20 protein-coding genes are annotated in these 18,099 nt (G+C 75.3%); 12 read left to right on the top strand and 8 right to left on the bottom strand.

Annotated features, from left to right (window positions below; genetic code table 11):
• Positions 1-27: 27 nt before the first annotated feature.
• Both CLV35_RS08400 and CLV35_RS08395 read left to right on the top strand, forming a co-directional pair.
• Positions 28-750: a hypothetical protein gene (locus tag CLV35_RS08400; RefSeq protein WP_121193052.1), complete on the top strand. Its 723-nt coding sequence runs from the start codon at positions 28-30 to the stop codon at positions 748-750.
• Positions 751-812: 62 nt separating this feature from the next.
• Positions 813-1,214, top strand: a complete 402-nt coding sequence (locus CLV35_RS08395; protein WP_121193051.1) for a hypothetical protein — start codon at positions 813-815, stop codon at positions 1,212-1,214.
• Between the two features lie 21 nt (positions 1,215-1,235).
• Here CLV35_RS08395 and disA read toward each other — a convergent pair whose 3' ends face one another.
• The 4 genes from disA to CLV35_RS08375 are packed head-to-tail and all read right to left on the bottom strand — an operon-like array spanning position 1,236 to position 4,947.
• Positions 1,236-2,324, bottom strand: a complete 1,089-nt coding sequence (gene disA / locus CLV35_RS08390; RefSeq protein WP_121193050.1) for a DNA integrity scanning diadenylate cyclase DisA — start codon at positions 2,322-2,324, stop codon at positions 1,236-1,238.
• Positions 2,325-2,340: 16 nt separating this feature from the next.
• Entirely contained in the window at positions 2,341-3,792 is a 1,452-nt protein-coding gene (gene radA / locus CLV35_RS08385) for a DNA repair protein RadA (protein ID WP_121193049.1), read from the bottom strand.
• Between the two features lie 10 nt (positions 3,793-3,802).
• On the bottom strand, positions 3,803-4,372 hold the full coding sequence (locus CLV35_RS08380) for an NUDIX hydrolase (RefSeq protein WP_121193048.1): 570 nt from the start codon (positions 4,370-4,372) through the stop codon (positions 3,803-3,805).
• Entirely contained in the window at positions 4,369-4,947 is a 579-nt protein-coding gene (locus CLV35_RS08375) for a TetR/AcrR family transcriptional regulator (protein WP_121193475.1), read from the bottom strand. Before CLV35_RS08375 ends, CLV35_RS08380 begins: the two co-directional genes overlap by 4 nt.
• A gap of 89 nt (positions 4,948-5,036) precedes the next feature.
• Here CLV35_RS08375 and CLV35_RS08370 point away from each other — a divergent pair, with 89 nt between their 5' ends.
• Together CLV35_RS08370 and CLV35_RS08365 are read left to right on the top strand one after the other, a co-directional pair.
• The gene (locus CLV35_RS08370) at positions 5,037-6,272 is read left to right on the top strand and encodes an MFS transporter (protein ID WP_231121620.1); all 1,236 of its coding nucleotides are present in this window, start codon (positions 5,037-5,039) and stop codon (positions 6,270-6,272) included.
• A gap of 25 nt (positions 6,273-6,297) precedes the next feature.
• Positions 6,298-6,975: an NUDIX hydrolase N-terminal domain-containing protein gene (locus CLV35_RS08365; protein ID WP_231121619.1), complete on the top strand. Its 678-nt coding sequence runs from the start codon at positions 6,298-6,300 to the stop codon at positions 6,973-6,975.
• Here the strand turns inward: CLV35_RS08365 and CLV35_RS08360 are convergent.
• On the bottom strand, positions 6,972-7,721 hold the full coding sequence (locus CLV35_RS08360) for a hypothetical protein (protein WP_121193472.1): 750 nt from the start codon (positions 7,719-7,721) through the stop codon (positions 6,972-6,974). The two genes, CLV35_RS08365 and CLV35_RS08360, sit on opposite strands and share 4 nt — an antisense overlap.
• A 79-nt stretch (positions 7,722-7,800) precedes the next feature.
• Here CLV35_RS08360 and CLV35_RS08355 point away from each other — a divergent pair, with 79 nt between their 5' ends.
• From CLV35_RS08355 to proC, 5 genes are all read left to right on the top strand, one after another.
• Positions 7,801-8,730 (top strand): Ppx/GppA phosphatase family protein, encoded by a 930-nt coding sequence (locus CLV35_RS08355; RefSeq protein ID WP_121193047.1) that lies wholly within the window; start codon positions 7,801-7,803, stop codon positions 8,728-8,730.
• Entirely contained in the window at positions 8,727-9,341 is a 615-nt protein-coding gene (locus CLV35_RS08350) for a TetR/AcrR family transcriptional regulator (protein WP_121193046.1), read from the top strand. The genes CLV35_RS08355 and CLV35_RS08350 overlap by 4 nt, the downstream gene beginning before the upstream one ends.
• A 31-nt stretch (positions 9,342-9,372) precedes the next feature.
• Complete coding sequence (locus CLV35_RS08345) at positions 9,373-10,098, top strand: ABC transporter ATP-binding protein (protein ID WP_121193045.1); 726 nt, start codon at positions 9,373-9,375, stop codon at positions 10,096-10,098.
• Entirely contained in the window at positions 10,095-10,832 is a 738-nt protein-coding gene (locus CLV35_RS08340) for an ABC transporter permease (RefSeq protein WP_121193044.1), read from the top strand. The genes CLV35_RS08345 and CLV35_RS08340 overlap by 4 nt, the downstream gene beginning before the upstream one ends.
• A 79-nt stretch (positions 10,833-10,911) precedes the next feature.
• Positions 10,912-11,709, top strand: a complete 798-nt coding sequence (gene proC / locus CLV35_RS08335; RefSeq protein WP_121193043.1) for a pyrroline-5-carboxylate reductase — start codon at positions 10,912-10,914, stop codon at positions 11,707-11,709.
• A gap of 3 nt (positions 11,710-11,712) precedes the next feature.
• Here the strand turns inward: proC and CLV35_RS08330 are convergent, their stop codons facing one another.
• Positions 11,713-12,534 carry a phytanoyl-CoA dioxygenase family protein gene (locus CLV35_RS08330; RefSeq protein WP_121193042.1) on the bottom strand — a complete coding sequence of 274 codons (822 nt, stop codon included), beginning with the start codon at positions 12,532-12,534 and terminating at the stop codon, positions 11,713-11,715.
• A gap of 221 nt (positions 12,535-12,755) precedes the next feature.
• On the opposite strand from CLV35_RS08330, the gene CLV35_RS08325 reads away from it, so the two are divergent.
• From CLV35_RS08325 to CLV35_RS08315, 3 genes are read left to right on the top strand one after another with little or no spacing between them, the layout of a single operon-like run.
• Positions 12,756-14,153, top strand: a complete 1,398-nt coding sequence (locus CLV35_RS08325; protein WP_147431909.1) for an efflux RND transporter periplasmic adaptor subunit — start codon at positions 12,756-12,758, stop codon at positions 14,151-14,153.
• Positions 14,150-14,845 (top strand): ABC transporter ATP-binding protein, encoded by a 696-nt coding sequence (locus CLV35_RS08320; RefSeq protein ID WP_121193040.1) that lies wholly within the window; start codon positions 14,150-14,152, stop codon positions 14,843-14,845. The genes CLV35_RS08325 and CLV35_RS08320 overlap by 4 nt, the downstream gene beginning before the upstream one ends.
• Positions 14,842-16,026 carry an ABC transporter permease gene (locus CLV35_RS08315; protein WP_121193039.1) on the top strand — a complete coding sequence of 395 codons (1,185 nt, stop codon included), beginning with the start codon at positions 14,842-14,844 and terminating at the stop codon, positions 16,024-16,026. The genes CLV35_RS08320 and CLV35_RS08315 overlap by 4 nt, the downstream gene beginning before the upstream one ends.
• 3 nt (positions 16,027-16,029) lie before the next feature.
• Here CLV35_RS08315 and CLV35_RS08310 read toward each other — a convergent pair whose 3' ends face one another.
• Both CLV35_RS08310 and CLV35_RS08305 read right to left on the bottom strand, forming a co-directional pair.
• Positions 16,030-16,575, bottom strand: coding sequence for an MOSC domain-containing protein (locus CLV35_RS08310; protein WP_121193038.1), 546 nt, complete (start codon positions 16,573-16,575; stop codon positions 16,030-16,032).
• 24 nt (positions 16,576-16,599) lie between these two features.
• Entirely contained in the window at positions 16,600-18,048 is a 1,449-nt protein-coding gene (locus CLV35_RS08305) for a gamma-glutamyltransferase (RefSeq protein ID WP_183061880.1), read from the bottom strand.
• Between the last annotated feature and the right edge of the window lie 51 nt (positions 18,049-18,099).

Below are 18,099 nucleotides of genomic sequence, written 5' to 3'. Positions count from 1 at the left end.
CCCGCGCGCGAGCCCTAGCCTCCGCTCGTGGTCCTGCAACCGGTCGGCCCCGAGCCGCCGAACGTCTACTGGCGGCGCCGCGCGCTGGTGGTCGCAGGCGTGCTGGTCGTGCTCGTCGTGCTGCTGAAGGCGTGCACCGGCGCAGGCGGCGGGAAGGACGCGTCGGCGGACCCGACGGCGGACTCCTCGACGCCGGCGGCCTCCACCGGCTCCGCGCTCGGCGGCGGGCTCGACGACCCGTCGGCCGCGCCCAGCAGCGGCGCCGACGCCTCCGCGGCGGCGGACCCGTCGGGCGGCCCGTCCACCGCGCCGAGCAGCACGCCCGGCGCCACGCCCGCGGCCACGCCGGCGCCCGGCGGCACCTGCTCCGACCGCCAGCTCCGCGTCGTGGTCGGCACCGACGCCAGCGCCTACCGCGCGGGCGCCACCCCTCGGCTCTCGTTCACCGTCACCAACAACTCTTCGACCCCGTGCACGCGCGACGTCGGCACCGCCGCGCTCTCGCTCGAGGTCCGCTCGGGTCCCGACCGCATCTGGAACTCCGACGACTGCACCTCGAAGGGCAGCTCGTCGGTGCGCACCCTGGCCGCCGGCACGACGTTCACGCCGCGCTCGGTGACCTGGTCGGGCAAGCGCTCCGGGCCGGGCAAGTGCGGGCCGGGCCGGGCGCGCGCCAAGGCCGGCACCTACACGGTGACCGCCCGCGTGGGGACGCTCACCAGCGCGCCCAAGCGCTTCGTCCTCCGCTGACGAGGGGCGCAGGAGCGCCGCGTACGCTGCCTGCTCCAGCAGTCGTGACAGGAGGAGTCGGCGTGGGGCAGTGGGTCACGTTCCTCGTCGGCCAGCGCGTGATGACGGTGCGCGACGACGAGGTCGACGGCATCGTCCGCGACGCCGAGGTCGCCCCGCTGTCCGGGCTCCGGGCGCCCATCACCGCGGGCATGCAGCACGAGGGCCAACGGCTCCCGCTGGTCGACCTGCGCGAGCACGAGGCCCGCGCCGACGTGCTGGTGATGCCCGGGGGCGAGGTCGGCGTGGTCGTGGACGGCGTGTTCGCGGTCGTCGACGACGAGGCGCTCGAGCTCGACGAGACGCTGCCCGACGAGCCGATGCCGGTCTACGTGCAGGCGGTGCTGCGCCGCTCGGGCGGGGCCGCCGGGCGGGTGTTCTACGTCGACCTGCCGGCGCTGTCGGGGCTCGCACCCCCGAGCTGACCGAGCGCGGGCGCCCGACCGTCAGACGTAGCGCTCGAGGATCGAGGACTCGGCCAGGCGGGAGAGGCCCTCGCGCACCGTGCGGGCGCGCGACTCGCCCACGCCCTCGACGGCCTGCAGGTCGTCGATGTTGGCGGCGAGCAGCTTCTGCAGGCTGGCGAAGTGCTCGACCAGCCGGTCGACCACCGTGGCCGGCAGGCGGGGGACCTTGGCGAGCAGGCGGTAGCCCCGCGGGCTGACCGCGGCGTCGAGCCCGTCGCCGGCGGTGCCGAAGCCGATGGCCCGGGCGATGGCCGCCAGGTCGAGCAGGCCGGCGGCGTCGAGGCCGTCGAGCTCGGTGAGCACGTCCTCGACGGTGCGCGCCCGGCGCCCCGACGGGAGGTAGTCGCGGGCGACGAGCTCGCGGTCGGCGTCGACGCCGGCCACCAGCTCCTCGAGCTGGAGCGAGAGCAGGCGCCCGTCGGTGCCGAGCTCGACGACGTAGCCCTCGATCTCGTGGGCGATCTTGCGGACCATCTCGAGGCGCTGCACGACCGTGCTGACGTCGCGGGCGGTGACGAGGTCCTCGATCTCGAGCGCCGACAGCGTGCCGGAGACCTCGTCGAGGCGCAGCTTGTAGCGCTCGAGGGTCGCGAGCGCCTGGTTGGCCCGGCTCAGGATCTGGGTGGAGTCCTCGAGCACGTAGCGCCGGCCGGCGGCGTAGAGCGCCACCATCGACATCGACTGGCTCACCGAGACGACCGGCACGCCGAGCTGGCGGGCCACCCGCTCGGCTGTGCGGTGCCGGGTGCCGGACTCCTCGGTCGGGATCGAGGGGTCGGGCACGAGCTGCACGGCGGCGCGCAGGATCTTGGTGACCTCGGCGTCGCAGACGACGGCGCCGTCCATCTTGGACAGCTCGCGCAGGCGGGTGGAGGAGAACTCGACGTCGAGCTGGAAGCCGCCGGTGCACAGCGCCTCGACGTTGCGGTCGTAGCCGAGCACGACCAGGGCTCCGGTGCGCCCGCGCAGGATGCGCTCGAGGCCTTCGCGCAGCTGGGTGCCGGGTGCGAGCAGCGCGAGGATGGAGCGCAGGGGGTCGTCCGTCGTCTGCCGGTCGCTCGCTGCCACTGGTCTCCTCGCTGGGTCACCCGTCGCCGGCTGGGATCAGCGACAGTCTAGCCGGGGTGGTCGCGATGCCCGCCGCGAGCGCGCTCTTGGCCTTCTCGCCGATGCCGAGCACGTGCTGGACCGCGACCATGAGGTTGCCGCACGGGTAGGTCTTCATGCCCGGGGGCGCGACGAAGGACCCCGGCGGCACGAGCGCGACCGTGGCGCCCAGCCGGGCCGCCTCGGCGAGCCGGCGCTCGATGCCGGCGACGTGCCGGATCTCGCCGGCCAGCCCGATCTCGCCGAAGGCGACGAGCGTCTGCGGCAGGGGCGCGTCGTGCTGGGCGCTGACGACCGCGATGGCGACGGCGAGGTCGGAGGAGGGCTCGGCGAGGCGTACGCCGCCCACCGTCGCGACGTAGACGTCCTGGTCGTGCAGCCGCACGCCCACCCGGCGCTCGAGCACGGCGAGGATCATCGCGACCCGCGCGCCCTCGAGCCCGCTGGTGGTGCGCCGCGGGCTGGGCAGCTTGGACGGGGCGACCAGCGCCTGCACCTCGGCCAGCAGCGGGCGACGCCCCTCGAGCGCGACGGTCGTGCAGGTGCCGGGCACGTCGCCCTCGTGGCGCGAGACGAACAGCCGGCTGGGGTCTGCCAGCTCGGTGGTGCCGCTCTCGCCGAGCTCGAAGCAGCCGACCTCGTCGGTGGGGCCGTAGCGGTTCTTGACCGAACGGACCAGCCTCAGCGGGTGGGAGCGCTCGCCCTCGACCTGCAGCACGACGTCGACGAGGTGCTCCAGCGTGCGCGGGCCCGCGATGCTGCCGTCCTTGGTGACGTGGCCGACGAGCACGGTGGCGATGCCGCGCTCCTTGGCCACCCGGATGACCGCCGTCGCGACCTCGCGGACCTGGGAGACGCCGCCGGCGGAGCCGTCGACCTCGGCCGAGGCGATCGTCTGCACCGAGTCGACGACCAGCAGCGCCGGCGAGACGGCGTCGACGTGGCCCAGCAGCGCGCCGAGGTCGGTCTCGGCGGCGAGCAGCAGGTGGGGGTCGAGCGCGTCGACGCGCTCGGCGCGCAGCCGCACCTGGCCGGCCGACTCCTCCCCGCTGACGTAGAGCGTCGGGCGGTCGGGCGCCGCGCAGCGGGCCGCGACCTCGAGCAGCAGCGTCGACTTGCCCACCCCCGGCTCGCCGGCGAGCAGCACGACGGCCCCGGGCACGAGGCCGCCGCCGAGCACCCGGTCGAGCTCGCCGATGCCGGTGGGCCGGGCGCGCGTCGTCTCGACCTCGACCTCGGCGATCGGGCGGGCCGGTGCGGAGACGGGCCCGGCCGAGGTGTTGCCTGCAGCCTTCGGGCCGGTCTCCTGCACGGTGCCCCACGCCGAGCACTCGCCGCAGCGGCCGACCCACTTGCCCGTCGTCCAGCCGCACTCGGAGCAGGCGTAGGCCGGCCGGTCCTTCGTCCTCGCCGCAGCCTTGGTCGCCATGCCGCCGACCCTAGGCGCTCCCACCGACAGGGTGGTCCGCGACGGGCGCGCTGTGGACGACGGGCCGAGCGTCGGCGGGCTCGAACCCGACGGCGAGCACCGCGGGCAGCGTGCCGCGCAGCAGGTGCTCGAGGACGAGCCGCTCGTGCGGCACGACCGGCTCCGGCAGCGCGTCGAGCGCGTACCACCGGAGGTCGGCCGCCCGGTCGGCCTCCTGCAGCGCCGGCTCGCCGGCCCACTCGCGCGCCTCGAAGAAGAAGTCGGCGCGCTCGTCGACGGCCAGGCCGGTGCCGCCCGAGCGGTGCATGCCGCACAGCGGGCGCAGCGAGTCGGGCGACAGCTCGACGCCGAGCTCCTCGCGCGCCTCGCGCACCGCCGCCTGCACGACCGACTCGCCGGCCTCGACGTGCCCGGCCGCGCCGCACGCCCAGTGCCCGTCGAGGTAGCCCGTGCCCTGGCGCAGCTGCAGCAGCACCTCACCGGGCCCGTCGCCGCGACGCAGCACGACGTACGCCGCCGGCACCAGCGCGTAGGCCGCGCCCTCCGGCCGGTCGGCGCAGGTGGCGGAGTCCGCGCTCACGAGCGGGCGCCGAGCAGCGCGTCGACGCGCTCGCGCGCCCAGTCGGGCGGCGCGGCGGCCTCGGTGAAGATCGCGCGGTAGTAGAGGGGCGCGAGCAGCGAGTCGACGGCGGCCTCGAGGCCGGGTGCGGAGCCACCCCGGCCCTGCTCGCGCTCGAGCATCGCGGCGAGCTGGGCGTGCCGGTCGGCGACGCAGGCGCACCCACCCTGCGTGCCGGCGGCGACGGCTGCGCGCATCACCGCGAGCGCGTCGGGGTCGGCGAGGTCGGTCGCGACGTCGGACACCCACGTCTCGAGGTCGCCGCGCAGCGTGCCGGTGTCAGGGGTGACGAGGTCGCCGCTGAACCGGCTGGCCGCGACCGCGGCGAGCAGGTCGCCCAGCGTGGGCCAGCGCCGGTAGACGGTGGTGGGGTGCACGCCGGCCCGGGCGGCGATGAGGGGGACGCTGAGCGCGTCGGGCGGCAGCTCGGCCAGCAGCTCCTCCACCGCGCGGTGCACCGCTGCCCGCACGCGCGCGGACCGGCCGCCCGGGCGGGCAGTGCCGGGGACTTCTTCGAGGGTCTGCGCTGTTGGCATGCTCGTCACTTCTCCACTATCGCACTGATCGCTGCGTCTGCTAGCGTCGGCCTTAACGCATCGATCTTTGCGCGAAGGAGCTGCACCTCGTGTCCACCGCCACCACGCCGGCCCGCACCGACCTCGGCACCCGAGAGCCGCTGCGGCGCACGCGGCTCGCGCACCCCGCCGCCTTCGTCGCCGTCGCCGCGACCCTGGTCCTCTTCATGGCCGCCTCGAGCGCACCCTCGCCGCTCTACGTCGTCTACCAGCACGACTGGGGCTTCTCCGCCACGACGCTGACCGTGGTCTTCGCCGTCTACGTCGCCGGCCTGCTGGGCTCGCTGCTCGTCGTCGGCGCCCTGTCCGACCACGTGGGCCGCCGTCCGGTGCTGCTCGCCGCCGTCGCGCTCGAGGCAGTGGCGCTCGGGCTCTTCCTCGGCGCCGGCAACGTCACCGTGCTCGCCGTCGCCCGCGTCGCCCAGGGCATCGCGACCGGCGCGGCCATGACCACGCTGGGCGCCGCGCTCGCCGACCTCAACCCGGCGCACGCCCCGACGCGCGCCGGCGTGGTCAACGGCGCTGCACCGCTGGCCGGGCTCGCCCTCGGCTCGCTCGGCTGCGGAGCCCTGGTGCAGTACGCGCCGGCGCCGACGCACCTGGTCTACGCGGTGCTGCTGGCCGGCGTCGCCGCCGCCGCGGTCGCTGCCTGGCTGCTGCCGGAGACCTCGACGCTGCGCCCGGGCGCCCGTGCCTCGCTGCGCCCCCGGGTGGCCGTGCCGCCGCGCCTGCGGCTCGAGGTGCTGGGCCTCGTGCCGGTCCTCGTGGCGAGCTGGGCCCTCGGCGGCCTCTACCTCTCGCTCGGCCCGTCGGTCGCGGTCGCGGAGTTCGGCCTCAGCAGCCACCTCGTCGGCGGTCTGGTCGTGACGCTGCTGTGCGGCGTCGGCGCGGTGGCGACCGTGACCCTGCGCGGCCTGTCGCTCGGCCGCATCCTCACCATCGCCTCCGGCCTGCTCCTGGTCGGCATGCTCGTCACGCTGGGCGGCTTCGAGGCGAGCTCCGACGTGGTCGCAGCGGTCGGCACCGTCGTCGCCGGTGTCGGCTTCGGCGCCGCTGCGCTGGGCGGCTTCGGCACCCTCGCCCGCATCGCCGCTCCCGAGGAGCGCGGCGAGCTGTTCGCCGCCGCGTTCGTCATCTCCTACGTCGCCTTCAGCGTGCCGGCCGTCGCTGCGGGCTTCGCCACGACCTCGTTCGGGCTGCACCCGACGGTCGTCGTCTACGGCGCGTTCGTCGCGGTGCTGGCGCTCTCGGCGCTGGTGGTGCAGGGGGTCCGCGCCCGGCGCTGAGCCGGCGCCCGGCAGACTTGCCGGCGTGGCAGCACCCGAGGGACCCGCGTCCGGACCGCACGGCGAGCTGGACGCGGGGGAGGCGGTGCGGCGCGCGGTGGTCGAGCTGGCCGCCATCGCCCAGACCGGGCTCCACTACAACCGCGACGTCTTCGACCGGGCCCGCTACGCGCAGGTGGCCGACGTCGCCGAGGCGCTGCGCGCGCTCGTGACCCCCGGACCGATGGAGGAGCTCGCACCACTGGTCGACCCCGACGGCGGCCACGCCACTCCCAAGGTCGATGTGCGCGGCGTGGTCTTCGACGACCGGGACCGCGTGCTCCTCGTGCGTGAGCGCTCCGACGGTCTCTGGACCCCGCCCGGCGGCTGGTGCGACCCGCTCGAGCCGCCCACGCGCTCCGCGCTGCGCGAGATCTCCGAGGAGGCCGGCGTCGAAGCCCGCGCCCTGCGGCTCGCTGCCCTGCTCGACCGCGACACCCGCGGCCACGAACCGCGCATGCCGGTCACCGTCTACAAGCTGTTCTTCGTGTGCGAGGTGCTCGACCGCGGCACCGGCACGCGCGACGCCAAGGAGATCCTCGACGTCGGGTGGTTCGCGATGGACCAGCTGCCGCCGCTCTCGCTGGCGCGGGTGTCGCGCGAGGAGCTCGAGATCTGCCACCGCTCGTGGCTCGACCCCTCGCTGCCCACGGTCGTGGACTAGCGGACCGTCGCGTCGGCGGGGTGCGGCGCCACCATCACCAGCGGCGAGGCGAGCCGCGCCTCGCAGTGGCGCACCAGCTCGGCGTACGCCGCGGCGCCCATCAGCTCGCGCAGCTCCGGGGCGTAGGACACGTAGACCGGCTCCCGCCCGACGTGCGCCTCGGTGTTGCCGGTGCAATACCAGTCGAGGTCGTGGCCGCCGGGGCCCCACCCGCGGCGGTCGTACTCGCCGATCGAGGTGATGAGCACCTCGGTGCCGTCGGGGCGCTCGACCCGCTCGTAGGTGCGCCGCACGGGCAGCTGCCAGCACACGTCCGGCTTGGTCTCGAGCGGCTCCATGCCGCGCTCGAGCGCGAGGCTGTGGAGCGCGCAGCCGTAGCCGCCCTCGAAGCCCGGCCGGTTGAGGAAGACGCACGCGCCGTCGACGACCCGGGTCTTGCGGGCGCCTTCGTCGTCGACCTCGACCCAGTGGGCGCGGCCCTTGCCGTGCAGCTGCCAGGTCGCCGGCGTCAGCTGCTTGACGAACCCCGCGACGCGCTTCTCGTCGGCCTTGTCGGCGAAGTGGGCGCCCAGCGTGCAGCACCCGTCGAGCGGCCGGTCGCGGTAGATGCCCGCGCAGCCCGAGCCGAAGATGCACGTCCAGCTCGAGGTCAGCCACGTCAGGTCGCAGCGGAACACCTGCTCCGCATCGTCCGGGTCGGCGAACTCGACCCACGCGCGGGGGAAATCCAGGGAGACCTCGGGCACGCGCACACCCTAGCCGCGCCGGTCGCGGGCACCGTGGTCAGCGCTCGTCGGGGCGGCGCCACTGCGTACCCTCCTGTGCGTGCGCCTCGGAGTCCTCGATGTCGGGTCCAACACCGTCCACCTGCTGGTGGTGGACGCGCACCCCGGTGCCCGGCCGCTGCCGGCGTTCTCGCACCGGATGCCCCTGCGGCTGGCCGAGCAGCTCGACGCCGACGGGCGCATCAACGCCGGTGGCTCCGACGCGCTGCTGAGCTTCGTGCAGGACTCGTGCCGGATGGCCGACGACCAGGGCGTCTCGGAGGTGCTCGCGTTCGCCACCTCGGCGATCCGCGAGGCGCCGAACGGCGAGGACGTGCTGGCCCGCGTGCACGCCGAGACCGGTGTGCGTCTGCAGGTGCTGCCCGGAGGTGACGAGGCGCGGCTGACGTTCCTGGCCGTACGCCGGTGGTTCGGGTGGTCTGCCGGCCGGCTCCTCGTCCTCGACATCGGCGGCGGCAGCCTCGAGGTCGCGGCGGGCATGGACGAGGACCCGTCAACTGCCTTCAGCGTGCCGCTCGGTGCCGGGCGGCTGACGCGCGACTGGCTGCACGGCGACCCGCCGTCGAGCTCCGACGTGAAGGCGCTGCGCAAGCACATCCGCGCGGAGCTCGGCCGCGAGGTGCGCGACGTGCTGCTCGCGGGAGCACCGGACCGGGCGGTGGGCTCGTCGAAGACGTTCCGGTCGCTGGCGCGGATCACGGGCGCCGCGCCGTACGCCGACGGTCCCTACGTCCGCCGCGTCCTGCGCCGCGACGACCTCGCCGACTGGGCGGAGCGGCTGCCGGGCATGCCGCTGCGCAAGCGCCTGGCGCTGCCCGGGGTCAGCGAGGACCGTGCACCCCAGCTGGCCGCCGGGGCTCTCGTCGCCCACGCGGCGATGGACCTGCTCGGCGTCGAGGAGCTCGAGATCTCGCCCTGGGCGCTGCGCGAGGGCATCATCCTGCGCCGGCTCGACGCGCTGCAGCAGTGAGCCCGCCCGGCTCCGGCACGCCTCGCAGGAGACCGGGGCGCCCGGCGGGCGGCTCCGACGCCTACGAGCGCATCGTCACCGCCGCGCGCGAGGTCTTCGGCGCCGAGGGCTACGACCGGGCGAGCCTGCGCGCGATCGCCCGAGCCGCCGGTGTGGACCCCTCGCTGGTGCACCACTACTTCGCGGGCAAGGAGGAGGTCTTCGTCGCGGCGATGGACCTGCCCTTCGACCCCCGCCAGGCGCTGCCCGCAGTGGTCGACGGGCCGTGGGAGTCGGTGGGGGAGCGGCTGGTGCGCTTCTTCCTGGGCGTCTGGGCCGACCCGGCCGGCCGCGGTCCCTTCGTCGCGCTGCTGTCGGCCGCCACCGGCAGCGCCACGGGCGCCGAGCTGCTCCGCGGCTTCGTCGGGGAGGTGCTGCTGCCTCTCGTGGTCCCGCGGGTCGACGGCCCGGACGCCGAGCTGCGCGTGCAGGCGGCGGCCGCGCAGCTGGTGGGGCTCGGGCTGCTGCGGCACGTGGTGGCGGTGGAGCCGCTGGCCGGCGCGACCGACGAGGACGTGGTGGCCCTGGTGGCCCCGACCGTGCAGCGCTACCTGGGGCCGCAGGTCCCTTGACAGACCCGCACCGCGGGTCAATATTCATCACATGGTGAATAACGCGGTGGAGGTGCGCGACCTCGTGGTCCGGCGCGGTGGGCGGCCGGTGCTGCCGGGCGTCAGCTGCTCGGTCCGCACGGGCTCCATCACCGGACTGCTGGGCCCCAGCGGCTGCGGGAAGTCGACCCTGATGCGCGCCGTGGTCGGTGCGCAGGTCGTCGAGTCCGGCTCCGTGCGCGTCCTCGGCGCGCCGGCCGGCTCTCCCGAGCTGCGCAGCCGCGTCGGCTACGTCACCCAGGCGCCGAGCGTCTACGCCGACCTGACGGTGCGCGAGGGCCTCGACTACTTCGCCGTGCTGCTCGGAGCCCCGCCCGGCCAGGTGCGGGACGTGGTCGAGGCGGTCGGCCTCTCGCGGCACGCCGGCACCCTCGTACGCCGCCTGTCCGGGGGCGAGCGCGCGCGGGTCTCGCTGGCGGCGGCACTGCTCGGCCGCCCCGAGCTGCTGGTGCTCGACGAGCCGACCGTGGGCCTCGACCCGGTGCTGCGCCGCGACCTGTGGCAGCTGTTCGGCGAACTGGCACGCGGTGGTTGCACGCTGCTGGTCTCGAGCCACGTCATGGACGAGGCCGAGCGCTGCGAGCGGCTGCTCCTCATGCGGGACGGGCGCTTCCTCGCCGACGCCAGCGCGGCCGAGCTGCTCACCACCACCTCGACCGACGACGTCGAGTCCGCGTTCCTCGCCCTCGTCGAGCGTCAGGGAGGTGCGCTGGTATGAGCGTCCTCCGGACCTCCGCCACGGCGCTGCGGGTGCTGCGGCAGCTCCGGCGCGACCCGCGTACGGTCGCCCTCCTCCTGCTCGTCCCGTGCGTGCTGCTGTGGCTGCTGTCCGCGGTCTTCTCGTCGCAGTCGGCCGTCTTCGACCGCGTCGGGCCGGCCCTGCTCGGGATCTTCCCGTTCGTCAGCATGTTCCTCGTGACGAGCGTGGCCACGCTGCGCGAGCGGACGTCGGGCACCTTCGAGCGGCTCATGACGATGCCCATCTCGAAGCTCGACCTGATCGCAGGATATGCACTGGGCTTCGCCGTCGTCGCCGTGCTCCAGGGCGTCATCGCGACGGTCGTGTCGCTGCAGCTCCTAGGACTGGACATCGCTGGACCGGTCTGGTCTCTCCTGGTCGTCGCGGTGCTCGACGCCTTGCTGGGCGTCGCGCTGGGCCTGCTCGTCAGCGCCTTCGCGGCGACCGAGTTCCAGGCGGTGCAGTTCCTGCCCGCCGTCGTGCTGCCGCAGGTGCTGCTGTGCGGGCTGATCGCGCCGCGCGAGCAGATGGCGCGCGGGCTGGAGCTGCTCAGCGACGTGCTGCCGCTCACCTACGCCGCGGATGCGATGGGGGAGCTGTCCACCAGCACGGGCTTCGGCGGCACGGCGGCCCGCGACTGCCTCGTGGTGGTGGGCTCCACCGTCCTCGCGCTCGCCCTCGGCGCGGCGACGCTGCGCCGGCGCACCCCCTGACCCACGACGTCGTGGTCCCTGGTCGCCGCCCCAGGGCCATGGGGCACCACGACGTCGTGGGGCTGGCTACGCTCCCGCCATGACCTCGATCGCGGTGCTGGGCGCAGGGACGATGGGCGAGGCGATCCTCGCCGGCCTCCTCCGGAGCGGGACGCCCGCGAGCGACGTCGTCGTGACCACCCGCCGCGAGGAGCGGTCGGCCGAGCTGCTGGCGCGCCACGGCGTACGCACCGTGAGCACCGAGGAGGCGGCGGGCGCCGACGTCGTCGTGCTGGGCGTGAAGCCGGTCGACATGGCCGGGCTCGTCGAGGAGCTGGCGCACGCGGTCACGCCGCAGTCGCTGCTGGTCTCCATCGCGGCAGGGCTGCCGACCCGGTTCTACGAGGAGCGGCTGCACCGGCCGGTGCCCGTCGTGCGGGTCATGCCCAACACGCCCATCAGCGTGGGTGAGGCGATGAACGTCCTGACCGCCGGGCAGTACGCCGGCGAGCAGCACCTGGCCACGGTCGAGGAGCTGCTGGCGCCGGTCGGGCGCTCGGTGCGGGTCAAGGAGACGCTCTTCGACGCGGCGACGGCGCTCGCCGGGAGCGGGCCGGCCTACCACTTCCTCTACGCCGAGGCGATGGTCGACGCGGGCGTGCTGCTCGGGCTGCCGCGCGCGATGGCGCGCGAGCTGGTGGCGCAGACGGCGTACGGTGCGGCCGCCATGCTGCGCGACTCCGGACGCAGCGCCGCCGAGCTCAGGGACCAGGTCACGTCGCCCGGCGGTACGACCATCGCGGCACTGCGCCAGCTCGAGGCCCACGGTCTGCGGGCCGCCGTCTTCGACGCTCTCGAGGCGGCCCGCGACCGCAGCCGCGAGATGGGTGCCGGCTGAGGGCTACGCCTCGCCCATCACCAGGCCCTCGATGTCGTGCTTCTGCGTGATGGGCGTGAGCGTGTCCACGACGCGCGCCGTCAGGTGCTGGCGCACCTCCTCGGGCAGGCCGGCCCAGTAGCCCTTGGTCACGGCGGTGTCGTGCAGGGCGTCGTGGCCGGCGCCGGGGGCGTCGACGCCGACGACCAGGACCGGGCGGCTCTTCTCGGACTGGTTGGCCGTGCCGCGGTGGATCGTCAGCGCCGAACGGGCCGAGATGTCGCCGCGCTGGGGGTACTTGCGCTGGGCGAGCGACTCGAAGCGGCTCCACTCCTCGCGGTCGGGGAACATCTGGTGCTTCCAGTCGAGGCCCGACTCGTACTGCGTGCCGGGGGCGATCTCGAACGGGCCCATGTCCTCGGCGGTGTCGACCGCAGTGAGGTTGAAGGCGAGCGAGGTGAGGCGGTGGTCGCGGTAGGTCTCGACCGGCGCCGGGAAGTCGCGGTGCCACGGCTGGTTCATGGCGCCGGCGAACGGGATGTCGAAGCCGAGCTCGACGACGGTCCAGTCGGGGCCGAGGATGCTCTCGCTGACCGCGCGGAACCACGGGTGCATCACGATGTCGACGAAGCCGCGCAGCTGCTCGGGGTGGATCTCGACGTAGTAGCGGTTCGGGCCGCGGCCGACGGCGCCGTGCTCGCGGGCCGAGGCCTCCTCGAACGCGGCGAGGATGTCCTCGCGCATCGCGTCGGCCCACTCGACGCTGAACGCGCCCTTGCACGCGGTGATGCCGTCGCGGGTGATCGCGGTGGTGATGGCCTCGCGGTCGATGGTCTCGAGCGTCATCGTGTCCCTCTCCGTCGTGGTGTACCTCTGTTGTACATCGATGTACCTCTCGGCCGCAACCCCCTCGCCCTGACGATGATCATGGGGTTCTCAGGAGGCACGTCCGCGTGTCGTGCGGACGAGCCCATGATCATCGCGGGTGCGGGTAGGGCGAGGTGCGCGTGAGCGAGGTCGCACTGCGCGGGCGGGCGGGGCACGCCGCGCCGACGTAGCCTGTGGACATGTCCCGCGGGAAGCGCCGGGCCGCCGTGCTCGCGGTCCCGTTGGCGGCCGTCGTCCTCGTCGGTGCCGCCGCGTGGGCCGTGACCTCCGGCGGTGACGAGACCTCGCCGACGCTCGCCACGGTCGGACGTGCCACGGTGCGCGAGGTCGTCGAGGCGCCCGGCCAGGTCGTCGCCCGGGCCGCCGTGACGGTGACCAGCCCTGCGCAGGGCACGGTCGCCGAGCTGCGCGTCGCCGACGGCGCCCGCGTCGAGCAGGGCCAGGTGCTGCTCCGCATCGACTCGCCGACGGCCCGCGCCCGGCTCGAGCAGGCCCGCCAGGCCGACGCCCAGCTGGCCCGCTCGACCCCCGGCGCCGTGGACCTGCGCGCGCCCGCGTCGGTGCAGCGCCAGGCCGCAGCGACGGCCAAGGCTGCGGCCGACGGGTTCGCGAGCGCGCGGGCCGCGGCCGAGGCGATCCCCGACCCGGCCGCCCGGGCACAGGCGCTGGCGACCGTCACCTCGGCCGAGTCGCAGTTCGCCGTCGCCCAGCAGGCGGCGCAGGACTCGCTCGACCGCCTCAACGCCGGTGCGAGCAGCCTGACCTCCGCGGCCGCCGCACTCGTCGACGCCCAGCGCCTGCAGACGAGAGCCGCGATCGCCGTCGCCCAGTCGACCGTTGACAGCCTGGTCGTCCGCGCGCCCGTCGCGGGCGTCGTCACCTTCGGCGCGGCCGGTGCCGGATCCGGCACGAGCGGCCTCGACGACGCGCTGAGCGCGCTGCCCTCCGGGCTGGCCGGCCAGGCGAGCGACCTGCTCGGCAGCGCCGCCGGCGCGGTGGCGGGCGGGTCCTCCGGCGGCGCCGGCACGCCCGTGATCGCCGAGGGACTGCCGGTCAGCAGCGGTGCGTCCCTGCTGACCGTGACCGACGACTCCGACGTGAGCCTGAGCGCCGAGGTCGACGAGACCGACATCCTGCTCGTGCAGCGCGGCACCCGCGCGGGCGTGGAGCTGGACGCGGTGCCGGGCACGACGTACCAGGCCTCCGTGACCTCCGTGGAGGCGAACCCCGCCTCCAGCGCGGCGGGCAGCGTCTCCTACCGCGTACGCCTGCGGCTGGGTGACGCCGTCACGCCCGACGGCTCCGACGCGCCGACGCCGCGCCCCGGCATGAGCGCCGTCGTCGACCTGCGCGTGCGCACGGCGAAGGACGCGGTGTCGGTGCCCGCGGCCGCCGTCTTCAAGGTCGGCGACCGTGACGCCGTCTGGGTCGCCGAGGGCCACGAGCTGCGCCGGCGCATGGTGTCGCTGGGCGCGCAGGGCGAGGACCTCGTGCAGGTCGTCTCGGGCGTGGAGGCGGGCGAGCGCGTCGTCGTGAGCGGGGCCGACCGCGTGCACGACGGCCAGCACGTGGCATGAGCACGCCCGCGATCGAGGCGGTCGGGATCACGAGGGACTACCCCCTCGAGGGCGTGACGGTGCAGGCGCTGCGCGGGGTGTCGCTGCGCATCGACGAGGGCGAGTACGTCGCCGTGGTCGGCCCCTCCGGCTCGGGCAAGTCGACCCTCATGCACCTGCTCGGCTGCCTCGACCGGCCCACGACCGGCTCGCTCAAGGTGGGCGGCGAGGAGTCCTCGGGGCTCGACGGCACCGCGCTGGCGTCGCTGCGCAACCGCACGATCGGCTTCGTCTTCCAGAGCTTCGCCCTCCTGCCGCGGGTGAGTGCGCTCGACAACGTGGCTCTCCCACTGGTCTACCGAGGTGTGCCCGGGGCCGAGCGCCGGGCGCGGGCGGCCGCCGCCCTCGACCGCGTCGGTCTCGCCGAGCGCCGCAACCACCGGCCCACCCAGCTCTCCGGCGGCGAGCAGCAGCGCGTCGCCATCGCCCGCGCGCTGGTCGGCGAGCCGCGGATCCTGCTGGCCGACGAGCCCACCGGCAACCTCGACACCCGCACCGGTCACGAGGTCATGGCGATCCTGGAGCGGCTCAACGTCGAGTCCGGCGTCGCGGTGGTGCTCGTGACCCACGACCTGGAGGTCGCGGCGCGGGCACGGCGGCAGGTGCACGTACGCGACGGCCTCGTCGAGCGCGACACCGGCGTGCCGGCGTGACCGGGCTCGAGGCCCTGCGCGTCGCCCTCGACGCGCTGCGCGCGAACCGGCTGCGCTCGGCGCTGACGATGGTCGGCGTCGTCGTCGGCGTCAGCGCGGTGGTGCTGCTCGTCGCCATCGGCAGCGGTGCCCGCCAGCAGGTCGAGCAGCAGGTCGAGGGACTGGGGTCGAACCTCCTGCTCGTGGTGCCCGGCAAGTTCCAGTTCGGCGCCGCGCCCTCGGTCAGCAGGCTGCAGCTCTCCGACGTCGACCTGCTCGCGCGGGTGGTCGGCGACAAGCGCGCGGTCGCGGTGACGGTGACCTCGGGGGAGCAGGTGCGCGCCGGTGCCAAGTCGGTGTTCGCGACCGTCAGCGGCACCAACCAGAACGTGCCCTTCGTCTTCAACGAGCCGCTGCGACGCGGGGTCTACCTCTCCGCCACGGACGTGAGCACCCGGCGCCGGGTCGCGGTGCTCGGCTCGGCGGTGGCCGACCAGCTCTTCGCCGACCGCGAGCCGCTCGGGCGCTTCGTGACGATCGGCGGCGTGCGCTTCCGCGTCATCGGCGTGCTCGCCAGCCAGGGCTCGGCCTTCGGCGTGAGCCGCGACGTCGAGGTGCACGTGCCGGTCACCTCGGCGCAGCGGCTCTTCGGTGTGCGCCGCATCGACGCGCTCGCCGTCAAGGCGGCCCGCAGCGACGACGTCGACCGGCTGCAGCCGCAGCTGGTGGCCGCGCTGCAGCAGGAGTACCCCGGCGAGGAGTTCTCCGCGGTCTCGCAGGCCCAGATCCTCGGCACGGTCGGCACGATCCTCAGCCTGCTGACCCTGGTGCTCTCGGCCATCGCGGCGATCTCGCTGGTCGTCGGAGGCGTCGGCGTCTCCAACATCATGCTGGTGAGCGTCCGCGAGCGGACTCGGGAGATCGGCCTGCGCATGGCTCTGGGCGCCCGGCAGCGCGACATCCTGGCCCAGTTCCTCGCCGAGGCCGTGCTGCTCACCACCGTCGGCGGCGTGGTCGGCATCGGAGTCGGGGTAGGCGGCTCGCTGCTCGTCGACTACGTGAGCCCGCTGCCGGCTGTCATCAGCTGGTGGTCGCCGCTGCTCGCGTTCGGCGTCTCGGTCGCGGTCGGCGTCATCTTCGGCGTCGCGCCGGCGCGGCGGGCCGGTCGGCTCGACCCCGTCGTCGCGCTCCGCCAGGAGTAGGCCTCAGACCGGCACGAGCGGCGACCACGGCTCCGGCGGCAGCTCGACCACCACCGGGTCGCCGGGCCGCACCTCGCCGCCCGCGAGCACCACGGACATGACGCCTGCCCGGCGCTCGACGCTCCCGTCGGGGCGGCGCGGCGTCACGACCTCGAGCAGCCCGGTGCGGAAGCGCTCGATCTGCACGCACGGGTTGCGCAGCCCGGTGACCTCGACGACCGCGTCGGCGCCCAGCCGCAGCCGCGTGCCGCGCGGCAGGCCCAGCAGGTCGACCCCGCTCGTCGTGACGTTCTCGCCCAGCTGGCCGGGGCCGACGTCGAAGCCGTCGGCGACGAGCTCCTCGAGCAGCTCGGCGGCGATCAGGTGCACCTGGCGCAGGTTGGGGGCCGTCGGGTCCCGCCGCACGCGGGACAGGTGCTGCACGGTGGCGCCGGCGTGCGAGTCGCCCTCGACGCCGAGCCCCTCGACCAGCCGGACCGCCTCGACGACGAGCTTGCTGAACCGGTGGGACCCGTCGCGGCTGACGGCGGTCACGGCGCTGCTGGTCATGCCCTGATCCTCGCGCACCGCGGCTCAGAGCTCGACGACCGCCGCGACCCCGCCGCGCCGCTCGTCGCCGACGGCGGTCGTGGTGCCGTCGGAGGAGCGGCGCACGGCGTGCACCCCGCCGAAGTAGAGGTCGGGGCGCGCCCAGGTCTGCACCGCGTACGCGTCGGCGAGCCCGCGCGCCACGTCGGCCGCGAGTCCCGGCTCGACCTGCAGCCGCCCGCCGTCCCAGTGCAGGCGCGGTGCCCGCACGGCGTCCTCGAGCCCGGCCCCCCGGTCGAGCAGGCGCGAGAGCACGCAGGTCATCGTGCTGCGGATGCGCTCGCTGCCGCCGGTGCCCAGCGCCGTCACGGACCCGTCGGCGCTCCGCACGACCGTGGGCGCCGTCATCGAGCCGATGCGGGTGCCGGGCTCGAGCGCGTGCAGGCCCTCGGGGTGCAGGTCGAGCTCGCCCATCATGTTGTTGAGCAGCACGCCGGTGCCGGGCACGAAGACGCCGGAGCAGCTGCCGTTGGAGGTCGTCATCGAGGCGGCGGTGCCGTCGGCGTCGACGACGCTGACGTGGGTGGTGCCGCGCAGCGCCTGCGGTCCGGCGCCCGGCTCGCGGGCCGAGATGCGTACGAGTGCGGCCGCCAGCCGGTGCGCCCAGGCGCCCTCGTCGTCGTCGCCGCTGCCCGCGAGCTCGGCGAGGGCGCTCACGACGCGGGAGCCGCCGACCGAGGGCGGCGGGTTGGTCACGACGCCGGCGGCCGGGTGCTCCAGGTGCAGCGGGGCGCGCTCGACCACCGCGTACGCCTCGAGGTCGTCGACCGTGAGCACACCGCCGCCCGCGGCGGCCGCCGCCGCGAACGGCGCGGCCCAGCGCGCGTCGGCCAGGCTGCGGGTGCGGCCCGCGGCCACCTCGGCGAGCAGCGCGGCGTAGGCCTCGTTGTGCAGCCGCTGCCCGCGAGCCAGCAGCTCGCCGCGCGGCGCCACGAGCTCGCGGCCCTCCGCGCTGAGCAGCAGGATCTCGCGCAGCAGAACGAGCAGGCCGGCCTGGATGCCGTCGAGGACGCTGCCCTCGAGCGCGAGCCGGCGGGCGGGCGCGACGACGTCTGCGAGGGGCAGCACTCCCCACCGGGCGTGGGCGGCGAGGTAGCCGTCGAGGCAGCCCGGCACGGCGACCGAGCCCCACCCGGCGTGGAAGACCTGGTCGGCGTCCTCGAAGTGCACGGTCACCGGCGCCATCTCCGGCTCGCGCCGCGCTCCGCGCCCGGGCGCCGCGACGAAGGCGTCGAGCACCACCGGGCGCTCGCCCGGCCGGTCGACGAGCAGGAAGCCGCCGCCGCCGAGCCCGGTGAGCGTGAGCTCGGAGACCGCCGAGGCGAAGCCGGCGGCCACGACCGCGTCGACGGCGGTGCCACCGGCTCGCAGCACCTCGACCGCGGCCCGCGCGGTGTCGGCGTTGCCCGCGGCGACGCCCGCCTGCCTCTTCACGGTCCGCACCGTACGCGGCGCCCGCCGGGGAGCGGCGACCGAGCAGCGGCG

Origin of the sequence: Motilibacter peucedani (genome assembly GCF_003634695.1) — a bacterium.
GTDB classification, from domain to species: domain Bacteria; phylum Actinomycetota; class Actinomycetes; order Motilibacterales; family Motilibacteraceae; genus Motilibacter; species Motilibacter peucedani.
The sequence above is the reverse complement of the archived record's forward strand: the minus strand, read 5'-3'. Positions and strand labels throughout refer to the sequence as shown.